The sequence below is a fragment of the Mangrovibacillus cuniculi genome, assembly GCF_015482585.1.
Classification (GTDB): Bacteria; Bacillota; Bacilli; order Bacillales; family R1DC41; genus Mangrovibacillus; species Mangrovibacillus cuniculi.
The window spans coordinates 1,055,658-1,077,853 of sequence record NZ_CP049742.1; the positions used below are offsets into that span (position 1 = coordinate 1,055,658).

Genomic DNA, 22,196 nt, shown 5'->3' on the forward strand with positions numbered 1-22,196 from the left:
CTTCATAAATTCCTTCAACAATTGTTAAGATTTGGCTTGTATAATGAGGAATGTAGAGAGGAGAGCGGTATATGAGCACGTACAACATATTAGTTGTAGATGATGATCAAGATATTAGAGACGGCATTGAGATTTATCTTAAAAATGAAGGGTTTCAAGTTTCTAAAGCGTCCAATGGAAAGGAAGCACTTCAAATTGTCCAATCAGATTCTATTCAATTAATTATTCTGGATGTGATGATGCCTGAAATGGACGGAATTGCGGCAACATTTAAAATACGTGAAGACAAGAATATTCCTATCATTATGTTAAGCGCAAAGGTAGAGGATAGCGATAAGATATTGGGATTATCTGTTGGAGCGGATGATTACATGACTAAACCGTTTCATCCAATGGAGCTAGTAGCAAGGGTTAAATCCCATTTAAGACGTTTTACCCAGCTAGGATCTTATCAAGTAGCTACGAATGAGTTGAAAAATGGTGATCTTACTTTAGACTCAGAAGCTAAAACATGTATGAAACAAGACCAAGCTGTTCACCTAACCCCGATAGAATACAAGATTACCGAGCTGTTAATGAAGAATAAAGGAAGAGTGTTTTCTATTTCAGAAATTTATGAACGTGTATGGGGAGAAAATGCCCTGAATGCTGAAAACATCGTGGCAGTACATATAAGAAAAATCAGAGAAAAAATCGAATGTGATCCGAAAAATCCTGAATTCATCAAAGTTGTTTGGGGTGTGGGATATAAGATGGAAAAACGAAGTTAATAAGGAGGACCTATGAAAAAACTAGTTGCACCTATACTTTTTTCACTATTAATTAGCATAATCACCATTTCCACCGTGACACTTTGGGAAAATATTTCACTAGTTTGGAAGAATGACTACAGCGAGAGCGATGTATTTCAAGAAAACGTTAACCATTTTATAGATGAACTAATATCTTCCACTTTAACAATCCCTGACAAAGACTTACTAGTAGAGAACTTTTCACCATCGCAAGAGCAAATTAGGGAGTACCGATATCGCTATGGAGATTTGAATGCACAATTAGCTAATGTGAAAGAACAATATGAAAACCAGATTGCTATTGCAACAGAGGAAAAGGAAGAAGATACGAAACAGCTGCTAGTCGAGGAACGAGATAAGAAGTTAAAAGCTATAAAAGAAAACTTTTCAAGTGATGATGTCGTCATCGAAAAAATGAAAAATGAATTAAGTTTAGAGATAGATAAAATAACGAAAGAAAAAGAATATAGAAGGAAAGATTTACTTAATCAATACCCGTACTTCATCTATGAGTTTAAGGAAATTGACACTGGCAGAGTGTTTTCTAATGGAACTAAATCTGGAGAGCTCTATTATCAAAAACTATATGGAAGTACCAAAAATACTACCTATCCATTGTTATTGGTAAATCCAAATGATTATTATTGGATGGAATGGGCTCAAAATGAAAACGATTATTATAATCTAGAGAATACAAGAAAATTTGAAGGCAGTATTTCTATTTCTCATTCCATGATGAAGGATAATTTATTACCTTACTATGAAGAATTTAGACAATCAAAAACATATTTTATACTTCTGAGTATTACCTTATTTACCAGTATCATTGCTCTGCTAATATTAGTAAAGAAATTTGGAAGACATGAGTTGCTATACCCTATAAAAACGAGTGGAGTTTTCAATAAACTAGATGTTAAATTCTTAATTTTTTGGTTGTTTGCATACTTGTTTTTCTTTAACGCTTTTTATCCACTTGAATTGCTATGGTTAACACCTAGATCGATAAGTGAAAAAGTACTTTATTCATCATTAGGGCTCTTCTTTGCCTTACCGATCTTCCGCAATATTGTAGAAGATACGAAGCACAATTTCGATAGAAAAGTGAAAGACACATATGTATATACCCTTTTCTATAGCTTAAGATCATTACCATTATGGTCACTAGTAGAAATAAAAGTATTTATTGTACTCTTTGTTTTTACATGCTGGGGCTTTGGAACTGCTTTGTTGTTAGCACAAAGTTATGGGGGCGAAGCTTTTGTCGTATATCTTTTGTGTATGGCTTTTATCCTGCTACCTACAACTATTTGGGTTCTATATCAATTAGGAGTTCTACGAAAACTAACGAAACAAACGGGTGTAATTATTCAACAAGGTGTGAAAGATCCAATCCCACTAAAAGGAACCAAACTCATAAAAGAATTAACACGTAACATAAATGAGCTTCAAAACGGAATCCAAACTTCTAAAGCCAATGAACAAAAAAGTGAACGACTAAAGACAGAATTAATCTCTAACGTCAGTCATGATTTACGTACGCCGTTAACTGCAATCATCACGTATACAGATTTGTTGAAAAAAGGCGAAGGAACGGAAGAAGAGAAAGCGAATTATATTTCTATTTTAGATAGGAAGTCTTTAAGATTAAAGAAACTGTTAGATGATTTATTTGAAGTAACGAAGATGTCTAGTGGAAATGTAGAATTACAACGAGAAAGAGTAGATCTTAAGCAATTGATTCAACAGGCTGTTGCTGAACAAGAACACGCAATAAAAGATGCTAATTTAGAATTACGTGTTTCCTTACCACTAGCGGAAACATTTGCATATGTTGATGGACAGAAGATTTGGAGATTAGTAGATAATTTGTTAATCAATGCAACAAAATATGCATTAGGCAATACTAGAGTGTATGTAAAAGCAACTGTGGAGCGACAGGAGTTTATTTTAACAATGAAGAATGTTTCAAGCCATGAGCTTGGAGAAAATATTGATGAATTAGTTCAACGTTTCAAACGAGGGGACACTTCTAGACACACCGAAGGTTCTGGACTAGGGTTAGCGATTGCACAATCTATCGCAGAATTACATGATGGTTCATTGGATGTAACGTTAGATGGTGATTTATTTACAGTAACCGTTCGTTTGCCATTGTAGGTAAAAGACAACGACCTCTCCATGTTGTAATCCCTTGTGGTACAATACGGGAGAGGTGAGTATATGATACGTACATACTACAAAATTGCGCAATCCTATGTATTTTTTTTCTTTTTCTGTTTTGTTGTCTTGCAATATTTTCCTACTTTGATGCAGCAAATATTTTCTAATACGTTGTCGACTATAGGACTAATGCTGTTTCCGGTAGCAATGTTTGGATCTTTCTTTATTGAAAATAAGTTAAAAAATAATGATCCCAATTTTAATGTGTGGCCAAGTTCGAAAATAACGTTCTTAATCGTAGGAGTATTATTGGCGCTAAGTATTATCCTTCATTATGTAACGGGGAATGCGCCAAGTGATATTCTGTACCCAGGTAAATTGTTTAACTTAGTTTTATTGTTATATATTGGTGGGGTTGGATACTCCGTATTCTTTAATAAAAAGAAATAATGCTAGCTACCAAGCCCTTTCGTCGAAGGTTTTGGTAGCTTTTTTGTTTTGTTAGGGGGAGACATGCCTGTTTTTCGTTCGTAGTAGCATACATAAGGAATAAGACTTTCTTTAGGAAGAAGGTGTACCATTGAAAGATACTACAAGCGTATATGAACAAATAGCTAATCAAATCATTGGTCGAGAGGCGGAATTCGTTAGTCCATATGGGAAGAAAAAAATTCTATATGCTGATTGGACGGCAAGTGGAAGATTATATGAACCAATCGAGGAGAGAATCTCTTATTTGTTCGGCGCATATATGGGAAATACTCACACGGAAACAAGTATCACTGGAACCATCATGACGGAAGCATATAAAGAAGCAAGACAAATCATTAAGTCACATGTAGGTGCAGCGGATAAGGACGTATTACTATTCACTGGAACAGGCATGACTGGCGCAATTTGTAAATTACAACGAATATTAGGACTCTGTATTCACGAAAAGTATCAATCTTTTGTTCCACTATCGGAAAACGATCGACCAATAGTTTTTATCACACATATGGAACACCATTCCAATCATACCAGTTGGTTAGAGACAATATGTGAAGTGGTGGTTATCCCTGCTACGAAGAATGGTGATGTATGTCTAACTTCCCTGGAACAGTCCTTAGAAAAATACCAGAACAGAAAAGTAAAAATAGGTTCTTTTACCGCTTGTTCTAATGTAACAGGAATTCAAACGAATTATCACGATTTGGCCAGGTTGATGCATCAATATGGTGGTGTATGTTTTGTCGATTTTTCTGCATCGGCACCATATGTGCCAATAACTATGCATCCAGCTGTCGAAGAGGAGAAGCTGGATGCTATCTTCTTTTCTCCTCACAAATTTTTAGGAGGGCCTGGAGCTTCTGGTGTAGTTGTTTTCTCCAGTGATTTATATAAAAATACTACCCCTGACCAACCAGGAGGAGGAACGGTTGAATGGACTAATCCATGGGGAGAAAAATCATACGTAAAAGATATTGAAGCGAGAGAAGACGGAGGAACGCCTGGCATTTTACAAGCCATTCGCGCAGCACTCGCTGTAAAACTAAAAGAACAAATGGATCCTACATTCATTAAAAGAAGAGAGGAAGAATTAGTACATCTACTCTTTCATCATTTAAAGCAAATAGATTCTTTGGTTATATTAGAATCTACTAGAAAAGATCGTTTGCCAATTGTCTCTGTCTTTACTCCAAATTGCCACTATAACTTGTTGGTGAAACTATTAAATGATGTTTTTGGTGTTCAAGTGCGCGGAGGATGTGCCTGTGCAGGAACTTATGGTCATTATTTATTCTCGATATCTAAAGAAATGTCACACTATATCACGTCAGAAATTGACCATGGTAATAAGCGGCCTAAGCCAGGTTGGGTAAGAATTTCTCTTCATCCAACTATGACAAATGAAGAAGTGAAATATATAAGTAATGCAATTAAATATATACTTTATCATTTAGAAGACTTAGAGAACGATTATCTTTATTGTAATAAAACGAATGAATACATCCATCGAAACGAAGAAAAAATCAATACGAAATCATGGTTTGAGTTAACAACTATGTAATAAGTAGAGGAAATCTTTCGCAGCCCAAAATAGTGCTCACTATGCTATAATTGACATTTGAGAAGTGAGAACGGAAAGGGTTGTAATCATATGACACAGCAGTATACACCGATGATTCAACAATATTTATCAATAAAAGCAGATTACCAAGACGCGTTTTTATTTTTCCGCCTTGGTGATTTTTATGAGATGTTTTTTCAAGATGCTATCGATGCATCTCAATTACTAGAAATAACACTAACTAGCCGAGATGGTGGTGGAAAAGAAAGAATTCCTATGTGTGGAGTGCCATATCATTCAGCTAGAAACTATATTGAAAGACTCCTAGACAAAGGGTGTAAAGTTGCTATCTGTGAACAAGTAGAGGACCCTAAACATACAAAGGGTGTTGTTAAACGTGAAGTGGTACAGCTTATAACACCTGGTACGATTATGGAAGGATCTGGGCTTCATGATAAAGAAAATCACTTTATGGGAGCGGTTCAAAAGGGTGATGGCAGCACATTTGGTGTAGCAATTTCTGACTTAACTACAGGAGAGAATCGTTTGCTTTCATTGGAAGGTACACAGGAAGTCTTACTGCAAGAACTCCTTTTGTTGGAAATAAAAGAAGTAGTACTTTCTACTGATTTGGAAAGTTTAGCAAAGATTATACAAGAGAGAACCTCTATCATTGTTTCCTTTGAAGATGATTTAGTAGAATCCTCTCTCGTACATTCAACTTTCCAAGTAACTGCTAAAGAAGCTGCAAAGCGTCTCTTATCTTATCTATATCGAACGCAAAAAAGATCACTAGATCATTTGCAACCATTTGAACAAGTTATTTCTAAGCAATTCGTGAAGATTGATTATTTCTCTAAGAAAAATTTGGAGTTAACGGAGACAATCCGTGAAAAAGGAAGAAAAGGTTCCCTTCTATGGCTAATGGATGAAACTAAAACAGCAATGGGAGGTCGTCTTTTAAAACAATGGATGGATCGACCGTTGTTAGCGAAGGATGCGATTGAGTATCGTCTTCAACTAGTTGAGTTGTGGAAAGAACGCTTTTTTGAAAGAGAAGATTTGCGTGAACAATTGAAAGAAGTGTATGACTTAGAACGACTTGCTGGAAGAGTGGCATTTGGAAATGTAAATGCTAGAGACCTTGTCCAACTTCGTAAATCACTCCAACAAATCCCAGTGATTACCTCCATTATTCATTCATTGAATAGTGATGTAGCGGATGAGTTGGTTTCTTCCATCGATCCTTGTGAAGACTTAACGGACCTGTTAGAAAGAGCAATTGTGGAGCAACCTCCTCTCTCAATTAAAGAAGGTGGGTATATTCGAGAAGGCTTCAACGATGAACTGGATCAATATAAAGATGCTAGTACAAATGGTAAAACTTGGTTAGCGGAGCTAGAGAAAACAGAGCGCGAACGAACTGGTATAAAGAATTTGAAAATAGGATACAATCGAATTTTTGGGTACTTTATTGAAATTACGAAAGCAAATATTTCTTTATTAAACGATGATCGTTATGAGCGAAAGCAGACGCTTGCAAATGCAGAAAGATACATTACCCCTGAATTAAAAGAAAAAGAGTCCGTCATTCTTTCCGCTCAAGAAAAAAGTATTGATCTAGAGTACCATTTATTTGTAGAAATCAGAGAACAAGTAAAAGAGTTTATTCCAAGGCTTCAACAATTAGCGAAAACAGTTTCTACTTTAGATGTCTTACAGTGTTTTGCTACGGTAGCGGAGAAATATCATTATGTGAAACCTACGTTTACGAGTGATGGCAGTCTTATGATTAAAGAAGGACGTCATCCAGTTGTAGAGAAAGTAATGAATTCTCAAAACTATGTTCCTAACGACTGTAAACTTCATGATGGACGCTCCATGTACTTGATCACTGGGCCAAATATGTCTGGTAAATCGACTTATATGAGACAAATAGCGTTGATCTCCATCTTAGCTCAAATGGGTTCCTATGTCCCTGCGCAAGAAGCCCAGCTACCAATTTTTGATCAAGTTTTTACTAGAATTGGTGCGGCGGATGATTTAGTATCAGGGCAAAGTACATTTATGGTCGAAATGTTAGAAGCGAGAAATGCCATTGTTCATGCAACAAAAGATTCCTTAATTCTGTTTGACGAAATTGGTCGAGGAACTTCCACATATGATGGAATGGCGCTGGCTCAAGCAATGATGGAGCATATTCATGAGCATATTGGTTCCAAGACATTATTCTCCACTCATTACCATGAATTAACTGCTTTAGAGAACGAGTTGCATGGTCTAAAAAATGTGCACGTACGCGCTACAGAGCATGAAGGAAAAGTCGTCTTCTTACACAGTGTTCGAGATGGTGCAGCGGATAAAAGTTACGGTATTCATGTCGCTGAATTAGCAGAATTACCGAAATCTCTCATTAAACGGGCAGAAGAAATACTCCACTCTTTGGAAACTGGCAAAGAACATTACGCCCAAAAAGAAATCGCAGTGACAAAAGAAGAAAAACCATCACAACTTTCTCTATTCATAGAAGAAGAATCGAAATCTTTAGAAAAAAAACCTTCTAGTAAAGAAAATGCAATTATGAAGGAGTTAACTGCATTAAACGTAATGGAAATGACACCATTAGATGCAATGAATGCATTATACGCTTTACAGAAAAAAGCTAGGAAATGAAAAGGAGGGGACTTCTATGGGAGTTATTCGACAGCTTGATGACGCCTTAGCAAATAAGATAGCAGCTGGAGAGGTGGTAGAACGTCCCGCTTCTGTAGTGAAAGAACTCGTGGAAAACTCTATTGATGCGGGAGCAACGGTCATAGAAGTAGACTTGGTGGAAGCGGGATTAGAAAGCATTAGAATTATTGATAATGGATCTGGGATACAAGAAGATGACGTCTTAACTGCTTTTTCTAGACATGCTACAAGTAAAATCGTTGATGAACGTGACTTGTTTCGTATTAAATCCTTAGGTTTTAGAGGAGAAGCATTACCTAGTATTGCATCCGTTTCGCATCTTACCATTCGAACAAGCACTGGTGATGCAGCTGGTACATTACTGAAGCTTGAAGGTGGAATTGTAAAACAACATGATAAAACCACAAGTCGTAGAGGAACGGACATCCATGTAGAGAACTTATTCTTTAATACACCTGCACGTTTGAAATATGTGAAAACCATTCATACAGAATTAGGTACAATTACAGATGTAATGAATCGTTTAGCTCTTTCTCACCCGGAGATATCCTTTCGAGTTCGTCACGGGGAACGGACATTATTACAGACGAATGGACAAGGGGATGTTAGACATGTACTAGCATCTATTTATGGGCTAAACGTTGCAAAAATGATGAGATATGTTGAAGGTTCATCTTTGGACTTTCAAGTCAAAGGATTTGTAGCTTTACCTGAAATTTGTAGGGCATCACGTAATTATGTATCCACTATTGTAAATGGGAGATACGTGAAAAATAGCATGATTAACCGAGCTATACAAGATGGATTTCATACCCTTCTGCCAATAGGAAGATATCCCATAGCTCATCTACACATTGAGATGGATCCAAGTCTTGTAGATGTAAACGTGCATCCATCTAAAATGGAAGTTCGCCTTAGTAAAGAGCAAGAACTATTTGCGATAATTTCTCAATCAGTCAAAGACGTTTTTCGACAAGAAACATTAATTCCATCTGCTACTGCTCCTCATGTAAAGCGGACGAGAGAACAACCAAAAACAGAACAACCTAGTTTTGAATTGGATCATAAACAAATAGAAGGTCAAAAGACAGAGCCTATTGAAGTTGAAAAAGTAGAAATAACGCCGAAAAAGGATATTATTTCTGAATCACAAGATGTATATCAACCAGAAGAAAAACCAGTTCTAGAAGATGTACTAGTTGTTCAGGAAATGGAAATGCAACCGGATAATCATAAAGAAAGAATTCCGCCTCTATATCCTATTGGGCAAATGCATGGCACCTATATCATTGCTCAAAATGAAACAGGTTTGTATTTAGTTGATCAACATGCAGCTCAGGAGAGAATTAAATACGAATTTTATCGAGATAAAATTGGCCAAGTAGACCATGAAGTGCAAGAATTACTGGTCCCCCTAACGTTTGATGTATCTGGAAGTGAAGCGATGGCTTTGGAAGAGCACAGAGAAATCTTAAAAAAGTTCGGCCTTCATCTAGAAGACTTTGGTCATAATAGCTATTGTTTACGAGCACATCCTACATGGTTTCCTAAGGGAGAAGAAGTGGATATGGTCGAAGGAATTTTAGAACAAGTGAAGCAAACGAAAAAAGTTGATATAGCAAAGCTACGGGAAGAAACAGCCATTATGATGAGTTGTAAAGCCTCTATAAAAGCCAATCATCATTTACGAAATGATGAAATTCAACAACTTTTAGATACATTACGAGATTCTCAGGATCCATTCACATGCCCGCACGGAAGACCAATTATTATATCTTTCTCCGTGTATGAGTTAGAAAAAATGTTTAAACGAGTTATATAGGAGGAAAAAAATATGAGTGTACACCAAGAAATTTCTGCTCATTCAGCAAAGCAGCATGAAAGAATTCAACAATTTGCGTTTTTAGATTCGCAACGAGAAAAAGCAATTGACGAAGCGATAGCACAATGTAAGGCTGGTAATCCTATAAATGTGGATGCCATAAATGTTTGGACAGAAAAAATTAATGAACTAGCTAAGCAAGGAATTGTGCCACAAAGATTGGTTGTAACGGAAAAAATGGTCCGTGATTACGTGGAGAAGAAATAAACACTCGAGATTTTCTCGGGTGTTTTTTTTGCGTGATCCATTACAACTCAATCCTAGTTACGCGATGTCGTCTATATTTAGGTGATTATTCACATTAAAAAACGGGATGCACGAAAAATATTATTGAAAAAAAGTAACAACTAAAAACTATTCGAAAAATTAGTTTTTTCAGAATAATTTATATAATAAAAATGATTTATTTTACTATCTTTATAATTACATATTAAAATAAAAAACATCTTACAAAGAATTCGTTTTTATCACTAAATGTGATAGCATAATAACCATTAATGAATTGGAAAGCAGTGAAAAAATGAAGAAAGAAATTGACTTTGGAATTATAATTGGTCCTACAGCTGTAGGGAAAACTAGTATGAGTATAAAATTAGCAAAAGCTCTTAATGCAGAAATTATTAGTGGAGATTCTATGCAAATTTACAAACAGCTAGATATTGGGACTGCGAAAATTAGTTCAGATGAAATGGAAGGAGTGCCTCACCATTTAATTGATTTTCTAGACCCTTCTGCGTCATATTCTGTTGCGGACTTTCAAAGAGATGTTAGAGAAAAAATCTCAGAGATCAAAAGTAGAAATAAGTTCCCGTTAATTGTTGGTGGGACAGGCTTATACATACAAGCTGTTTTATATGACTATCAATTTGTAGAAGAGAAAACAGATGACACGATTAGAAGAAAATTGGAAGAAAAACGTGAGCAAGAAGGGATAGAAAAACTTTACGAAGAGCTACTTGGAATTGATCCTTCCGCAAAAGATGCGATTCATCCTAACAACCACCGTAGAGTCATTCGAGCGCTAGAAATCTTTTATCAAACAGGCAAGACGCTTAGTGAACAACAACAAAATCAAGTTAGTGCTCCTCTTTATCATGCACCGATTGTCGGACTTACCATGGATAGAGAACTTTTGTACAGAAGAATTAATCAACGTGTAGATATAATGATGGCAAAAGGGCTGTTACAAGAAGTGGAATCATTAAAGAAGGCTGGTGTGGATGAGGTTCAATCCGTTCAAGCTATTGGATATAAAGAGTTGTATGATTATCTAGAAGGGAAATATACACTAGAGGAAGCAATTGAACTGATTAAACAACAGTCCAGAAGGTATGCCAAAAGACAATTGACTTGGTTTAGAAATAAGATGGATGTTCAATGGTTTGATCTGACAAATGAAAAAGCCCACGGAGAAATTTATGAAGAAATTTTGCATATTTTTAAAGGAGAATCAAAATAGATAGAGAATAAGTAAAGGGTAGAGAGAGATTAGGAGGCGTTCGCATGAAACAAAGCGTTAATATTCAAGATCAATTCTTAAATCAATTACGTAAAGAAGGAACACCGGTAACTGTTTTTCTTTTAAATGGGTTTCAAATCCGTGGGTTAATTAAAGGATTCGATAACTTTACTGTTTTATTTGAGTCTGAAGGTAAACAACAACTAGTGTTTAAGCATGCTATCTCAACTTTTGCACCTTCTCGAAACGTTTCTATCCAATACGAAGATACTTCATCTTAATAAGATGTTCTTTTGTAAAAATGTCATGCTACTTTTGAAATTTTTGCAAAGACTTATGAATAGAAGCAAAAAAACCGTGATTAATTTCACGGTTTTTTTGTTTTTTAATTTATTGGTAAAAATTCTTCTTCCAACTCTTACAGGGATCCATACATTGTGACTCCACCTTGCCTAACATGTATTTTTATTATGTAAGTAACTAGACCAGTGTGAAATTTGTTTTTATTTTGAGATCCCTTAATGTTCACTGATATTCTTGCTACCATACTTCAGATGTAATGAAATTCTGATGGCTTGAATAAAATAAGACAAAGTGGCTATCTTTCACTATTTCTCGGGAAAGCGCAAGAACAGACAAAGAAAGGTGAGATTTGTCACACCGAGTCGACGCTAAAGGATTCAATCCTTCAAATACTATCCAGATTAAAGGTGTGAGGTGGAAAGATGGAACAACCGTTTCGTATGAAAAATAATGGACAAATAAGTATTGTTTTGGGGTCTGAAAAAAGAAATAAAGTAAAAGAACTCCCAAAACATTCAGATGAAGTTGTTAAACAACACGCAGTGCAACACGCTGCTTTAAAAGAAATAGAAGATGAGCTGTCTACATTAGTAGGAATGGAAGAAATGAAGAAGTTAATTAAAGAAGTGTATGCTTGGATACATGTAAATAAAGTAAGGGAATCTGCTGGACTTCGTTCTGGTAAACAAGCTCTTCACATGATGTTTAAAGGAAATCCTGGTACAGGAAAAACTACAGTAGCTAGGTTAATTGGTAAATTGTTTGCAAAGATGAATGTTCTATCTAAAGGGCATGTTGTAGAAGTGGAAAGAGCAGATATTGTTGGAGAATATATCGGACACACTGCTCAAAAAACTCGGCAAGTAATAAAAAATGCAATGGGTGGGATACTTTTTATAGACGAAGCGTATTCCTTGAGTCGTGGTGGCGAGAAAGATTTTGGGAAAGAAGCAATAGATACTTTAGTGAAACACATGGAAGATAAACAGCATGAATTTATTTTAATTTTAGCTGGATATTCTCGTGAGATGGATTACTTCTTAAGTTTAAATCCTGGTTTGCAATCAAGGTTTCCGGTAGTTTTTCAGTTTCCAGATTATACGATTGATCAGTTAATGGAGATAAGTAGTAGAATGCTTGAGGATAAAGAATATAGATTGAGTGAGGATGCGGAGAAAAAACTGAAAGAACATCTTTACTACACCAAAAGCGCTACTGGACCTACGGGCTTCTCTAATGGAAGATATGTGAGAAACGTGATTGAAAAGGCAATTAGAGCACAGTCTATGAGATTACTAGTAGAAAATCGTTTTGATCGCCATGAATTAATGACGTTAAGGAGTAGAGATTTTAATTTGGTAACAGAAGAAAAAAGAGATTTGTAGTATAAATTTCCTAAATTGTTATAGATTAACCTATACAAATAGATGAATCTCCTTTATGATGAGTTATCAAGAATTGCATTATAAAATTTAACTATTATCCAAAAGACAGATCTGTGACCTGTCTTTTTTTATTTTTTTTAAAAGCTTAAGTAAAGGAAGTTTGAACTAAATCTAATTAGTTACTATTACCAAATGCATTAATTTTTAGAAAAGTGCCAATTTGTCTAGACAGGTGTTCCGTGACTATGTATAATGCGATACATGACAGCGAATATGCGTTACAGCACGAAAGTCATCTAAAAGGGCGTGTGAATATGACACAATGGATTGTAGAAATTAATGGTTTTTTAATGTCGAAGTGGTTAGTTATTCTCCTGATTGGAGCTGGATTGTTTTTTACGATCCGTGTAAGAGGGTTTCAATTACGATTATTTAAAGATATTCGGAAATTATTTTCAGAAGATTCCGCTATAGATAGAGGTAAGGGAGAAATTTCTAGCTTCCAATCTTTTTGTATAGGAGCAGCTACTAGAATTGGAACAGGAAACATGGCAGGTGTTGCGATGGCTCTTACGATTGGTGGACCTGGAGCAATTATTTGGATGTGGCTTGTAGCAATTCTTGGTGGTGCAACTAGTTTTGTAGAATCCACTTTGGCTCAAATATATAAAGTGAGAGATGGACAAGGGTTCAAAGGTGGACCTGCTTACTACATGGAACGAGCACTAGGTAAGCGTTGGTTAGGAATATTATTTGGAGTATTTGTAGCAATTACCTTTGGATTAATTTTTAATTCTGTTCAGTCCAATACGATTGCGCTGGCATTTGATCAGTCATTCTCTGTTAGCCCAGTTGTAAGTTCCGTTATTTTAACGGTAGCAACAGCATTAGTAATCTTTGGAGGAACACAACGAATTGCTAAATTATCTGCAACAATTGTACCCGTGATGGCGGTTGTTTATTTACTGGTATCCATTGTAGTATTGGTTCTTAATGTAACAGAAATACCTGCCGTTCTTATGACGATGTTCAAGCAAGCTTTTGGGATAGAGCAGGTTGTAGGCGGTGGAATTGGTGTAGCTGTCATGCAGGGTGTAATGAGAGGTCTTTTCTCAAATGAAGCAGGAATGGGTTCTGCGCCTCACGCAGCAGCAACAGCAACAGTATCGCATCCAGCAAAACAAGGTATTATTCAAACGTTAGGTGTGTATGTAGATACATTATTAATTTGTACTTCTACTGCTGTCATTATTTTAATGGCGGATGCTTTTGGACAAACAGATGCTACAGGAATTGAATTACTTCAGTTAGCACTTACTGAACATTTAGGTGGTTGGGCTGGACAATTTGTAGCGATTTGTATTTTATTATTCGCGTTTACAACGATTATCGGATCTTATTTCTATGGTGAAACAAACATTACTAATATAAATAATAGAAAAGAAGTGTTAACTGCATATCGTGTAGTAGTTCTAGGAATGGTTGCATATGGCGCTTTAGCCCCATTAGCAACAGTTTGGACATTAGCAGAATTGTTTATGGCCATTATTGCTTCCATAAACTTAGTATCCATTCTGTTTATCTCTCCAATAGCTATTAAAGCATTAAAAGATTATCAAGAACAAAGAAAAAAAGGGTTATACCTCAATTTTATAAAGATTCTATTCCTGGTTTAAAGGGTGTAGAAAGTTGGGGAGATAGACCTTTAGAAGAAAAACAATCAGAAAGACACATCGGATAAAAAAGGGCTGGAACGGAGAATGCGAATTCGTTCCAGCCTTTTTGTTTGTACTTAGACAATATCTTTTACTCTAAAAACCTAGCACGCTCTTTGGCTGTAGGTAATCTACAAAGATCTTTCTTGCCAAACCATTTTAACCTATTTTTTGCAACATAACGGTAAACGAAATCTCTAATAAATCCAGGAATAATGAATGCACAACTAGTGATTGGCCATAAGCCATCTAATTCTCTGGCGATTAATAATACAGCGGTGGATCGAGTGAAGGCCTTATTATTTTTTATATACACCATCGAATTTAAATCCATGCTTAACTTGTGGTTACGTAAAAGTTCTTTCCCTTTTTCGCTTTGTAAAGAAGTAAATAGAAATTTTGCTTGTGAGTCTCTCTTGATAATAAACTGTACAGCAGAATTACACATGTTACATTCGCCATCAAACAAAACAACTCTGTTCATAAAGATTCTCCTTTAAGAGGGATTTGTATGTGCAGCTCGTAGACTCCTATTCGGTAATCTCCAGTTAAATGTGTAAGATAGAATTCTCATTGCAGTTACAAAACCGAATAATAAATATAATTCAAAGGGGGAAGAAGCCAAACCTGTTCCAATAAATAAACCAGCTAAAATTGCCCACACTGCATATATTTCAGAACGCAAAACGATTGGTTTTCTTCCAGCTAGTAAATCTCTCACAATTCCTCCACCGCTACCTGTTAAAACTGCGGCTACAATTACAGCGCTTAGTGGGTGCTCCATATTATCTGCATAAAGTGCGCCTTGAATTGCAAAAGCAGAGAGTCCGATAGCGTCAAAGAAATTACCCCACCTTCTCCAATGCTTTAGTAAGTTATTAGGAAATAAAAAGACAGCCGTTGTAGAAAGTAATGCAATTTGAAAATAGATACCTTGCTCCCATAATGCTGAAACAGGTACACCAATTAACAAGTTGCGAATAGCTCCACCACCAAATGCCGTTACAATACCTAATATATATACTCCTAAAATATCATATTCTTCCTCCATAGCTATGATTGCACCAGATACAGCAAAAGCAATGGTTCCTAAAATACTAAATACTTCCCAAGTCACGATGAGACCTCCTTGGACACTACACCAACTGGAGGGATGTCTCCTGATGTTAGTTACATGATAAGATAATTCCTAAAGTTTATTTTATCATGGATACGATACGTTTAACTAGAAAACATGGAGCTTTATTAATAATTTTGGTATGATGGTGAAATAGTCTGGAAAGAGAAAGAAGGGAACGCATTGGTTGATGCGACGTTAGAGAAAGCGATTCTTGTAGGTTGTCAAGTAAATGACAATGACGAACGCTTTGGTTATTCAATGGAAGAGCTGGCTCGACTAACAGAGACGGCAAATGGTGAAGTGATTACGACGTTTATCCAAAAACGAGATAGAGTTCACCCTGCTACGTATATAGGGAAAGGGAAATTAGAAGAACTAAGAGCTGCGGTAGAAGAGCTGGAAGTTGATATTGTCATTTTCAATGATGAACTTTCTCCTTCTCAAATTAGAAATTTGTCTAAAGAGTTGGAAGTTCGAGTTATTGATCGAACACAGTTAATATTAGATATTTTTGCTCAACGTGCACAATCTCGTGAAGGGAAAATGCAAGTCGAGTTAGCGCAATTAAAGTACTCGCTTCCTAGACTGGCTGGTCAGGGGACGTCATTGTCTCGTTTAGGTGGAGGGATTGGAACGAGAGGTCCTGGAGAAACAAAATTGGAAACGGACCGAAGACACATAAGAAAGAAGATTGATGAAATTAATAGACAATTACAGGTGGTAGTGAGTCATAGAGATAGATATCGCGATAGAAGAAAGCGAAACAATACTTACCAAATAGCAATTGTTGGGTATACAAACGCTGGAAAATCAACATTATTTAATAGGTTATCGGAAGGGAACGTTTATGAAGAAAACCAATTATTCGCGACCTTAGATCCTACGACCAAAAAGTTAGTATTACCAAGTGGTTATACAACGCTTATTACAGATACAGTTGGTTTTATTCAAGATCTACCTACTTCTTTAGTGGCAGCGTTTCGCTCTACATTAGAAGAAGTAAAAGAAGCTGATTTAATTCTTCACGTCGTAGATAGCTCTAATGCAGATTACGTACAACATGAAAAAACAGTAGAAGAATTATTAGAGGAATTAGGTGTAGAGCAGTCTCTTCAATTAACGGTTTATAATAAAAGAGATGTACAGTTGTCTTCCTTCATACCTTCAGAAGGAATAGACTCTATACAGATTTCTGCTTTTAATGAAGAAGACCGAGAAATGTTAAAGAAAAGAATAGAAAAATCTGTTGTTTCTTCCATGAAAGCTTACCGATTTTATCTTCCTGATTCAGAAGGTAGGGTAAATGCTCTTTTAAAGCAAGAAACCATTTTAACTAGTAGACATTATGATGAAGAGAAAAGAAGTTATCATTGTCAAGGGTTCGCACTAGAAAATCATCCTATCTGGGGTGAGATTGCAAGGATAGAAAAGGAGTATCAACATGATGTGGAATGATTGGGGCTATGGTCAGCAACTAGAAGGTATTAGTAATCAAGTAGAAGAAAAAATTCAATCTGTCCATAAGCAGATCGACAAGCAAGTAGAAAGAAATCAATATCGTGTATTAAAAAGTTTTCAAGAACATAAAGTTAGTGATGGTCATTTCATTCCAACAACAGGTTATGGATATGACGACCATGGAAGAGATACCTTAGAAAAAATATATGCAAACGTTTTTGGAGCTGAAGCTGGATTGGTGAGACCCCAGATTATTTCTGGAACGCATGCAATTTCCATTGCGCTCTTTGGGGTTCTTAGACCTGGGGATGAATTACTTTATATAACAGGCAAGCCATACGATACATTAGAAGAGATAGTTGGCATTAGAGGTAGCGGGGTAGGTTCCTTGCAGGATTTTAATATCTCCTACAACGCAGTTTCCCTACAACCAACAGGAGAGCCTGACTGGAGTGCGATTGAAAGATCTATTGGACCAAACACGAAAATGATTGGTATTCAACGCTCGAAAGGATATGCAACGAGACCAAGTTTTACAATAGATCAAATTAAGGAAATGATTCAGTTTGTAAAAGAAATAAAACAAGATGTAATTGTTTTTGTAGATAATTGCTACGGAGAATTTGTAGAAGATGAAGAACCTTGCCATGTTGGCGCAGATTTGATGGCGGGTTCTTTAATTAAAAACCCTGGTGGTGGAATAGCTAAAACTGGTGGTTACATCGTTGGTAAAGAGAGTTTAGTTGAAGCTTGTTCGTTCAGAATGACGTCACCTGGTATTGGCGCAGAAGCGGGAGCGTCTTTATATAGTTTACTAGAAATGTATCAAGGATTTTTCTTGGCACCACATGTTGTGGGTCAAGCATTAAAAGGTGCTGTGTTTACTTCAGCGTTTTTAGAATCAGTAGGCTTGCATACATATCCAAAGTGGGACGCAAAAAGAACGGACCTAATTCAATCTGTTCAGTTTGATGACAGAGATCGAATGATTGCCTTTTGCCAAGCAGTCCAGTTTGCTTCACCGGTTAACTCGCATGTTACGCCATATGGTGCTTACATGCCTGGCTATGAAGATGATGTCATTATGGCTGCCGGAACTTTCATCCAAGGAGCTTCTATAGAGCTATCAGCGGATGGCCCACTTAGACCACCTTATTTTGCATACGTACAAGGTGGATTAACGTATGAGCATGTAAAATTGGCTGTTATGCATGCAGTAAATAGATTAGCGGAAACAAAATTAATTGAACTTTAAATCTCTTTAAGTAATAAAATCAGTTAAGATAAAAGTTAAAACTATACAAGAAAGGTGCATTTATTAAATGCACCTTTCTTGTATTTTTAAATAGTCTATAGGGTCTTTGTCTATAAAGATAAGATTGAAATAGTTGTAAATAAATTGTCATGTTATATTTTCTAACATGAAGTTGACATAATTTATTACATATCATATACTAACACTATCGTCATAGCGAAGGAGGGATGTAGTAGTGAGAAGTAGTCAGCTGAGACGTACAATGGCCATTTTTTCCATGGGATCTGTTATGAAGTTAACAGATTTAACTGCACGTCAGATTCGCTACTATGAAGAGCATGAACTAATTACTCCTGAGCGAACAGACGGTAACAGACGATTATTCTCCTTAAACGACATTGACCGTTTATTGGAGATAAAAGATTTAATTGACCAAGGAATTAATATGGCTGGTATAAAGCGTATACTTATTCCTGGCAATACAGAACCTGTAATTGTAAATTCTGAAAGTAAGCAAAAGGAATTATCTGATAAAGAACTTCGTAAGCTATTACGAAAGGAAATGTATCAGCCTGGAAAGTATCCCCGAGATTCCATTAGACAAGGAGAACTTTCACGCTTCTTTCATTAAAATTAAACAGATATTAGAGGAGGAACCACCAAATGGCAAAGTATACTCGTGAAGACATTAGACGCTTCGCTGAAGAACAAAACGTAAAATATATTCGTTTACAGTTTACGGATATTTTAGGAACAATTAAAAATGTAGAAATCCCTGTTAGTCAGTTAGAAAAAGCGTTAGATAACAAAATGATGTTTGACGGTTCTTCTATTGAAGGATTTGTTCGTATTGAAGAATCTGATATGTTACTATACCCAGATTTGGATACATGGGTTGTATTCCCTTGGACTGCAGAAAAAGGAAAAGTTGCTCGTTTAATCTGTGATATTTATAATCCAGACGGAACGCCATTTGATGGAGATCCTCGTAATAATTTACGCCGAGTGTTAAAAGAAATGGAAGAGTTAGGATTTACTGATTTCAATCTTGGACCAGAGCCTGAGTTTTTCTTATTCAAACTAGATGAAAAAGGCGAACCTACTCTAGAACTAAATGACAACGGTGGTTATTTCGACTTAGCACCTACAGATTTAGGAGAAAACTGCCGTCGTGATATCGTTCTTGAGCTAGAAGAAATGGGATTTGAAATTGAAGCATCTCACCATGAAGTAGCTCCAGGTCAACACGAAATTGACTTTAAATATGCAGATGCTTTAAAAGCATGTGACGATATTCAAACGTTTAAATTAGTTGTTAAAACAATTGCTCGTAAGCATGGTTTACATGCTACATTCATGCCAAAACCACTATTTGGTGTTAACGGTTCTGGAATGCATGCTAACTTATCTCTATTTAAAGGTAAAGAAAATGCATTCTACGATACAACTGGTAAACTTGAACTAAGTGAGACAGCTTACCAATTTATCGCGGGTATTATTAAGAATGCAACTGCCTTCACAGCAGTTACAAACCCAACGGTAAACTCTTATAAGCGTTTAGTACCAGGTTACGAAGCTCCATGTTATGTTGCTTGGTCTGCACGTAACCGTAGTCCATTAATTCGTATTCCATCTTCACGTGGTCTTTCTACTCGTGTAGAAGTACGTTCTGTAGATCCAGCTGCTAACCCATATTTAGCAATGGCAGTTCTGTTAGCTGCAGGTCTTGATGGAATTAAGAACAAATTATCGGCTCCAGCTCCAGTTGATCGTAATATTTATGTTATGAACAAACAAGAGCGTGAAGAAGCAGGAATTGTAGATCTACCAGGTTCCCTTGCATTAGCGTTAGATGAGTTGAAAGCTAATGAAACAATGACTGCAGCACTTGGTGAGCATATCTTTGAACACTTTATTGAAGCAAAAGAAATTGAGTGGGATATGTTCCGTACAGCAGTTCACCCTTGGGAACGCGACCAATATATGAAGCAATATTAATAAATAGTAGAAAGCCTCTCTGTAGTTTACAGAGAGGCTTTCTCTTTTGTAGGTAAAAGAAAAAGCACTGTTCAAAAGAACAATGCCTCGCTATGAATAACCTTATACATTAATATATCTCTCTGTAAACTCCGATGACTTTTCCTAAGATCGTTACTTGGCGTAAGAATAGTGGCTCCATAGAAGAGTTTTCTGGTTGAAGACGGAATAAGTCTTTTTCCTTAAAGAACCTTTTAACGGTAGCTTCATCATCTTCTGTCATGGCAACTACAATATCGCCATTATTTGCTGTATGCTGTTGACGAACAATGACAAAATCACCATCTAAAATTCCGGCTTCAATCATACTCTCTCCCATAATTTCAAGCATAAAGATATTTTCGTCTGCAGGTGCTAATCGTTCAGGTAACGGAAAATACTCTTCTACATTTTCAATTGCAGTAATAGGAGAACCTGCAGTGACTTTACCCACTAATGGGACGCTTGTAACTCTAGGAACTGGAATTAATTCTTCTTCCAAATTAATTACTTCGATTGCTCTTGGTTTTGTGGGGTCTCTTCTAATTAGGCCTTTTGCTTCTAATCTAGCTAAATGTCCATGAACAGTAGAACTAGATGCTAAACCAACTGCTTCTCCGATTTCTCGAACAGATGGTGGATACCCTTTACCCTTAACTTCTTCTTTTATAAATGTAAGGATATCTTGTTGCCTTTTCGTTAATTTCGTCATCATAGCACCTCGGTCTCGTATCATATTATACTCTTAGTATAACACGTGTTCGTATTTAGTACAAACATAAGTTCGATTTTGTTCTTGACGAGAATGTTTGTTCGTATTATATTTAGACTATACATACGAACAAACATTCTCTTGGAGGGATTAGTGTGATGAATTTTATGAAAAACAATATACCTTGTATATCACTGATAGCTTTACTGTTCTTTTTATCTTTAATAGGACCTATGCTTCTAGATAAAAAACATCAACATGATTTCCAATCAATTACCGTTACAGAAGGTGATACATTATGGGAGATTGCATCTTCTTATCAAAATTCTAGAGAAACGCATGAAGTTATTAATCTAATAAAAATAGAAAATAATATTACGGATGATATAATACAGGCTGGTCAAATTTTACGAGTACCCGTATTTCAAGTAACGGAGAAAGAAATAGTTTACGCAACTAGTGAAGAACGGAGATGAGTGTTTTTTGAGTAATGCAATCATTTATTGTAGAGTTAGTACAAAAAATGAAGAACAAGAATCATCTTTAAATAGGCAGAGAACAGAATTAGAAGAATTGGCTAAACAACACAATTTATCTGTTATTCAAGTCATTCAAGAAAAAGCTAGTGGATATGATTTCGAACGTGAAGGATTATTTGAGATGATGGAAATGTTTAAATTGAGACAAGCAGATTGTTTGCTAATACAAGATGATACAAGACTTGGTAGAGGTAGTGCTAAAATTGCTTTATTGCATCTTTTGATGAAAGATAACATTAAACTATACACGGTTTCCAATCAGGGTGATTTACAATTATCTGATGCAGATGAAATGGTATTGAAAATAGTTTCGATGGTAGAAGAGTATCAAAGAAAGCTGCACAATGCCAAAATTAAAAGAGGAATGAAGAAGGCGGTAGAAAACGGGTATAAGCCAATTAGAAACTTAGGCAACAAAGGTAATGAAGCAGGTAGAGAAAGAATTGACATTCCGATTGAAGAGATTGTTCGATTAAGGAAAGCTAAATTGTCTTTTAATGATATTGCAGCTACATTACGCGGATTAGGATATCCAGTATCGAAGGCAACTGTAAACAGACGTTATTTGGAATACATAGAAAAAATGGAGTCATTACAAGAAAAAAAATCATAAATCTTGCCTTTCTACGTATTTTTCGTTACGATGACGATATTCTA

20 protein-coding genes are annotated in these 22,196 nt (G+C 36.0%); 17 read left to right on the forward strand and 3 right to left on the reverse strand.

What is annotated here, in order from left to right:
- Positions 1–71: 71 nt before the first annotated feature.
- From G8O30_RS05330 to G8O30_RS05380, 11 genes are all read left to right on the forward strand, one after another.
- On the forward strand, positions 72–770 hold the full coding sequence (locus tag G8O30_RS05330) for a response regulator transcription factor (RefSeq protein WP_239673947.1): 699 nt from the start codon (positions 72–74) through the stop codon (positions 768–770).
- A gap of 12 nt (positions 771–782) precedes the next feature.
- On the forward strand, positions 783–2,948 hold the full coding sequence (locus G8O30_RS05335; RefSeq protein WP_239673948.1) for a histidine kinase dimerization/phospho-acceptor domain-containing protein: 2,166 nt from the start codon (positions 783–785) through the stop codon (positions 2,946–2,948).
- 63 nt (positions 2,949–3,011) lie between these two features.
- A complete protein-coding gene (locus G8O30_RS05340; RefSeq protein WP_239673949.1) occupies positions 3,012–3,401 on the forward strand; it encodes a hypothetical protein in 390 nt (129 codons plus the stop codon).
- 130 nt (positions 3,402–3,531) lie between these two features.
- Complete coding sequence (locus G8O30_RS05345; RefSeq protein WP_239673950.1) at positions 3,532–5,001, forward strand: aminotransferase class V-fold PLP-dependent enzyme; 1,470 nt, start codon at positions 3,532–3,534, stop codon at positions 4,999–5,001.
- A gap of 90 nt (positions 5,002–5,091) precedes the next feature.
- The gene (mutS, locus tag G8O30_RS05350; protein ID WP_239673951.1) at positions 5,092–7,674 is read left to right on the forward strand and encodes a DNA mismatch repair protein MutS; all 2,583 of its coding nucleotides are present in this window, start codon (positions 5,092–5,094) and stop codon (positions 7,672–7,674) included.
- Between the two features lie 16 nt (positions 7,675–7,690).
- Positions 7,691–9,517: a DNA mismatch repair endonuclease MutL gene (mutL, locus tag G8O30_RS05355; protein ID WP_239673952.1), complete on the forward strand. Its 1,827-nt coding sequence runs from the start codon at positions 7,691–7,693 to the stop codon at positions 9,515–9,517.
- Between the two features lie 12 nt (positions 9,518–9,529).
- Positions 9,530–9,784, forward strand: coding sequence for a DUF2533 family protein (locus G8O30_RS05360; RefSeq protein ID WP_239673953.1), 255 nt, complete (start codon positions 9,530–9,532; stop codon positions 9,782–9,784).
- Between the two features lie 313 nt (positions 9,785–10,097).
- The gene (gene miaA / locus G8O30_RS05365) at positions 10,098–11,036 is read left to right on the forward strand and encodes a tRNA (adenosine(37)-N6)-dimethylallyltransferase MiaA (protein WP_239673954.1); all 939 of its coding nucleotides are present in this window, start codon (positions 10,098–10,100) and stop codon (positions 11,034–11,036) included.
- Positions 11,037–11,080: 44 nt separating this feature from the next.
- Positions 11,081–11,317 carry an RNA chaperone Hfq gene (gene hfq, locus G8O30_RS05370; protein ID WP_239673955.1) on the forward strand — a complete coding sequence of 79 codons (237 nt, stop codon included), beginning with the start codon at positions 11,081–11,083 and terminating at the stop codon, positions 11,315–11,317.
- A gap of 444 nt (positions 11,318–11,761) precedes the next feature.
- On the forward strand, positions 11,762–12,724 hold the full coding sequence (gene spoVK / locus G8O30_RS05375; protein ID WP_239673956.1) for a stage V sporulation protein K: 963 nt from the start codon (positions 11,762–11,764) through the stop codon (positions 12,722–12,724).
- A 314-nt stretch (positions 12,725–13,038) separates the two neighbouring features.
- Entirely contained in the window at positions 13,039–14,400 is a 1,362-nt protein-coding gene (locus tag G8O30_RS05380) for an alanine/glycine:cation symporter family protein (protein ID WP_338040670.1), read from the forward strand.
- A 130-nt stretch (positions 14,401–14,530) separates the two neighbouring features.
- On the opposite strand, the gene G8O30_RS05385 is transcribed toward G8O30_RS05380, so the two are convergent.
- Both G8O30_RS05385 and G8O30_RS05390 read right to left on the reverse strand, forming a co-directional pair.
- A complete protein-coding gene (locus G8O30_RS05385) occupies positions 14,531–14,923 on the reverse strand; it encodes a thiol-disulfide oxidoreductase DCC family protein (RefSeq protein ID WP_239673957.1) in 393 nt (130 codons plus the stop codon).
- A gap of 12 nt (positions 14,924–14,935) precedes the next feature.
- Positions 14,936–15,556 (reverse strand): trimeric intracellular cation channel family protein, encoded by a 621-nt coding sequence (locus tag G8O30_RS05390; RefSeq protein ID WP_239673958.1) that lies wholly within the window; start codon positions 15,554–15,556, stop codon positions 14,936–14,938.
- 183 nt (positions 15,557–15,739) lie between these two features.
- Between G8O30_RS05390 and hflX the strand changes: the two genes are divergently transcribed.
- The 4 genes from hflX (at position 15,740) to glnA (ending at position 20,270) form a co-directional block, all read left to right on the forward strand.
- Entirely contained in the window at positions 15,740–17,014 is a 1,275-nt protein-coding gene (hflX, locus tag G8O30_RS05395; protein WP_239673959.1) for a GTPase HflX, read from the forward strand.
- Positions 17,004–18,272 carry a methionine gamma-lyase family protein gene (locus tag G8O30_RS05400; RefSeq protein WP_239674498.1) on the forward strand — a complete coding sequence of 423 codons (1,269 nt, stop codon included), beginning with the start codon at positions 17,004–17,006 and terminating at the stop codon, positions 18,270–18,272. Before hflX ends, G8O30_RS05400 begins: the two co-directional genes overlap by 11 nt.
- 262 nt (positions 18,273–18,534) lie before the next feature.
- A complete protein-coding gene (locus tag G8O30_RS05405) occupies positions 18,535–18,903 on the forward strand; it encodes a MerR family transcriptional regulator (RefSeq protein ID WP_239674499.1) in 369 nt (122 codons plus the stop codon).
- Between the two features lie 32 nt (positions 18,904–18,935).
- Entirely contained in the window at positions 18,936–20,270 is a 1,335-nt protein-coding gene (glnA, locus tag G8O30_RS05410; protein WP_239673960.1) for a type I glutamate--ammonia ligase, read from the forward strand.
- A 109-nt stretch (positions 20,271–20,379) separates the two neighbouring features.
- On the opposite strand, the gene lexA is transcribed toward glnA, so the two are convergent.
- Positions 20,380–21,000, reverse strand: a complete 621-nt coding sequence (gene lexA / locus G8O30_RS05415) for a transcriptional repressor LexA (RefSeq protein ID WP_239674500.1) — start codon at positions 20,998–21,000, stop codon at positions 20,380–20,382.
- A 167-nt stretch (positions 21,001–21,167) separates the two neighbouring features.
- Here lexA and yneA point away from each other — a divergent pair, with 167 nt between their 5' ends.
- The gene (gene yneA / locus G8O30_RS05420) at positions 21,168–21,476 is read left to right on the forward strand and encodes a cell division suppressor protein YneA (RefSeq protein WP_420844612.1); all 309 of its coding nucleotides are present in this window, start codon (positions 21,168–21,170) and stop codon (positions 21,474–21,476) included.
- Between the two features lie 7 nt (positions 21,477–21,483).
- Positions 21,484–22,152 carry a YneB family resolvase-like protein gene (locus tag G8O30_RS05425; RefSeq protein ID WP_239673962.1) on the forward strand — a complete coding sequence of 223 codons (669 nt, stop codon included), beginning with the start codon at positions 21,484–21,486 and terminating at the stop codon, positions 22,150–22,152.
- The last annotated feature ends 44 nt before the right edge of the window (positions 22,153–22,196 follow it).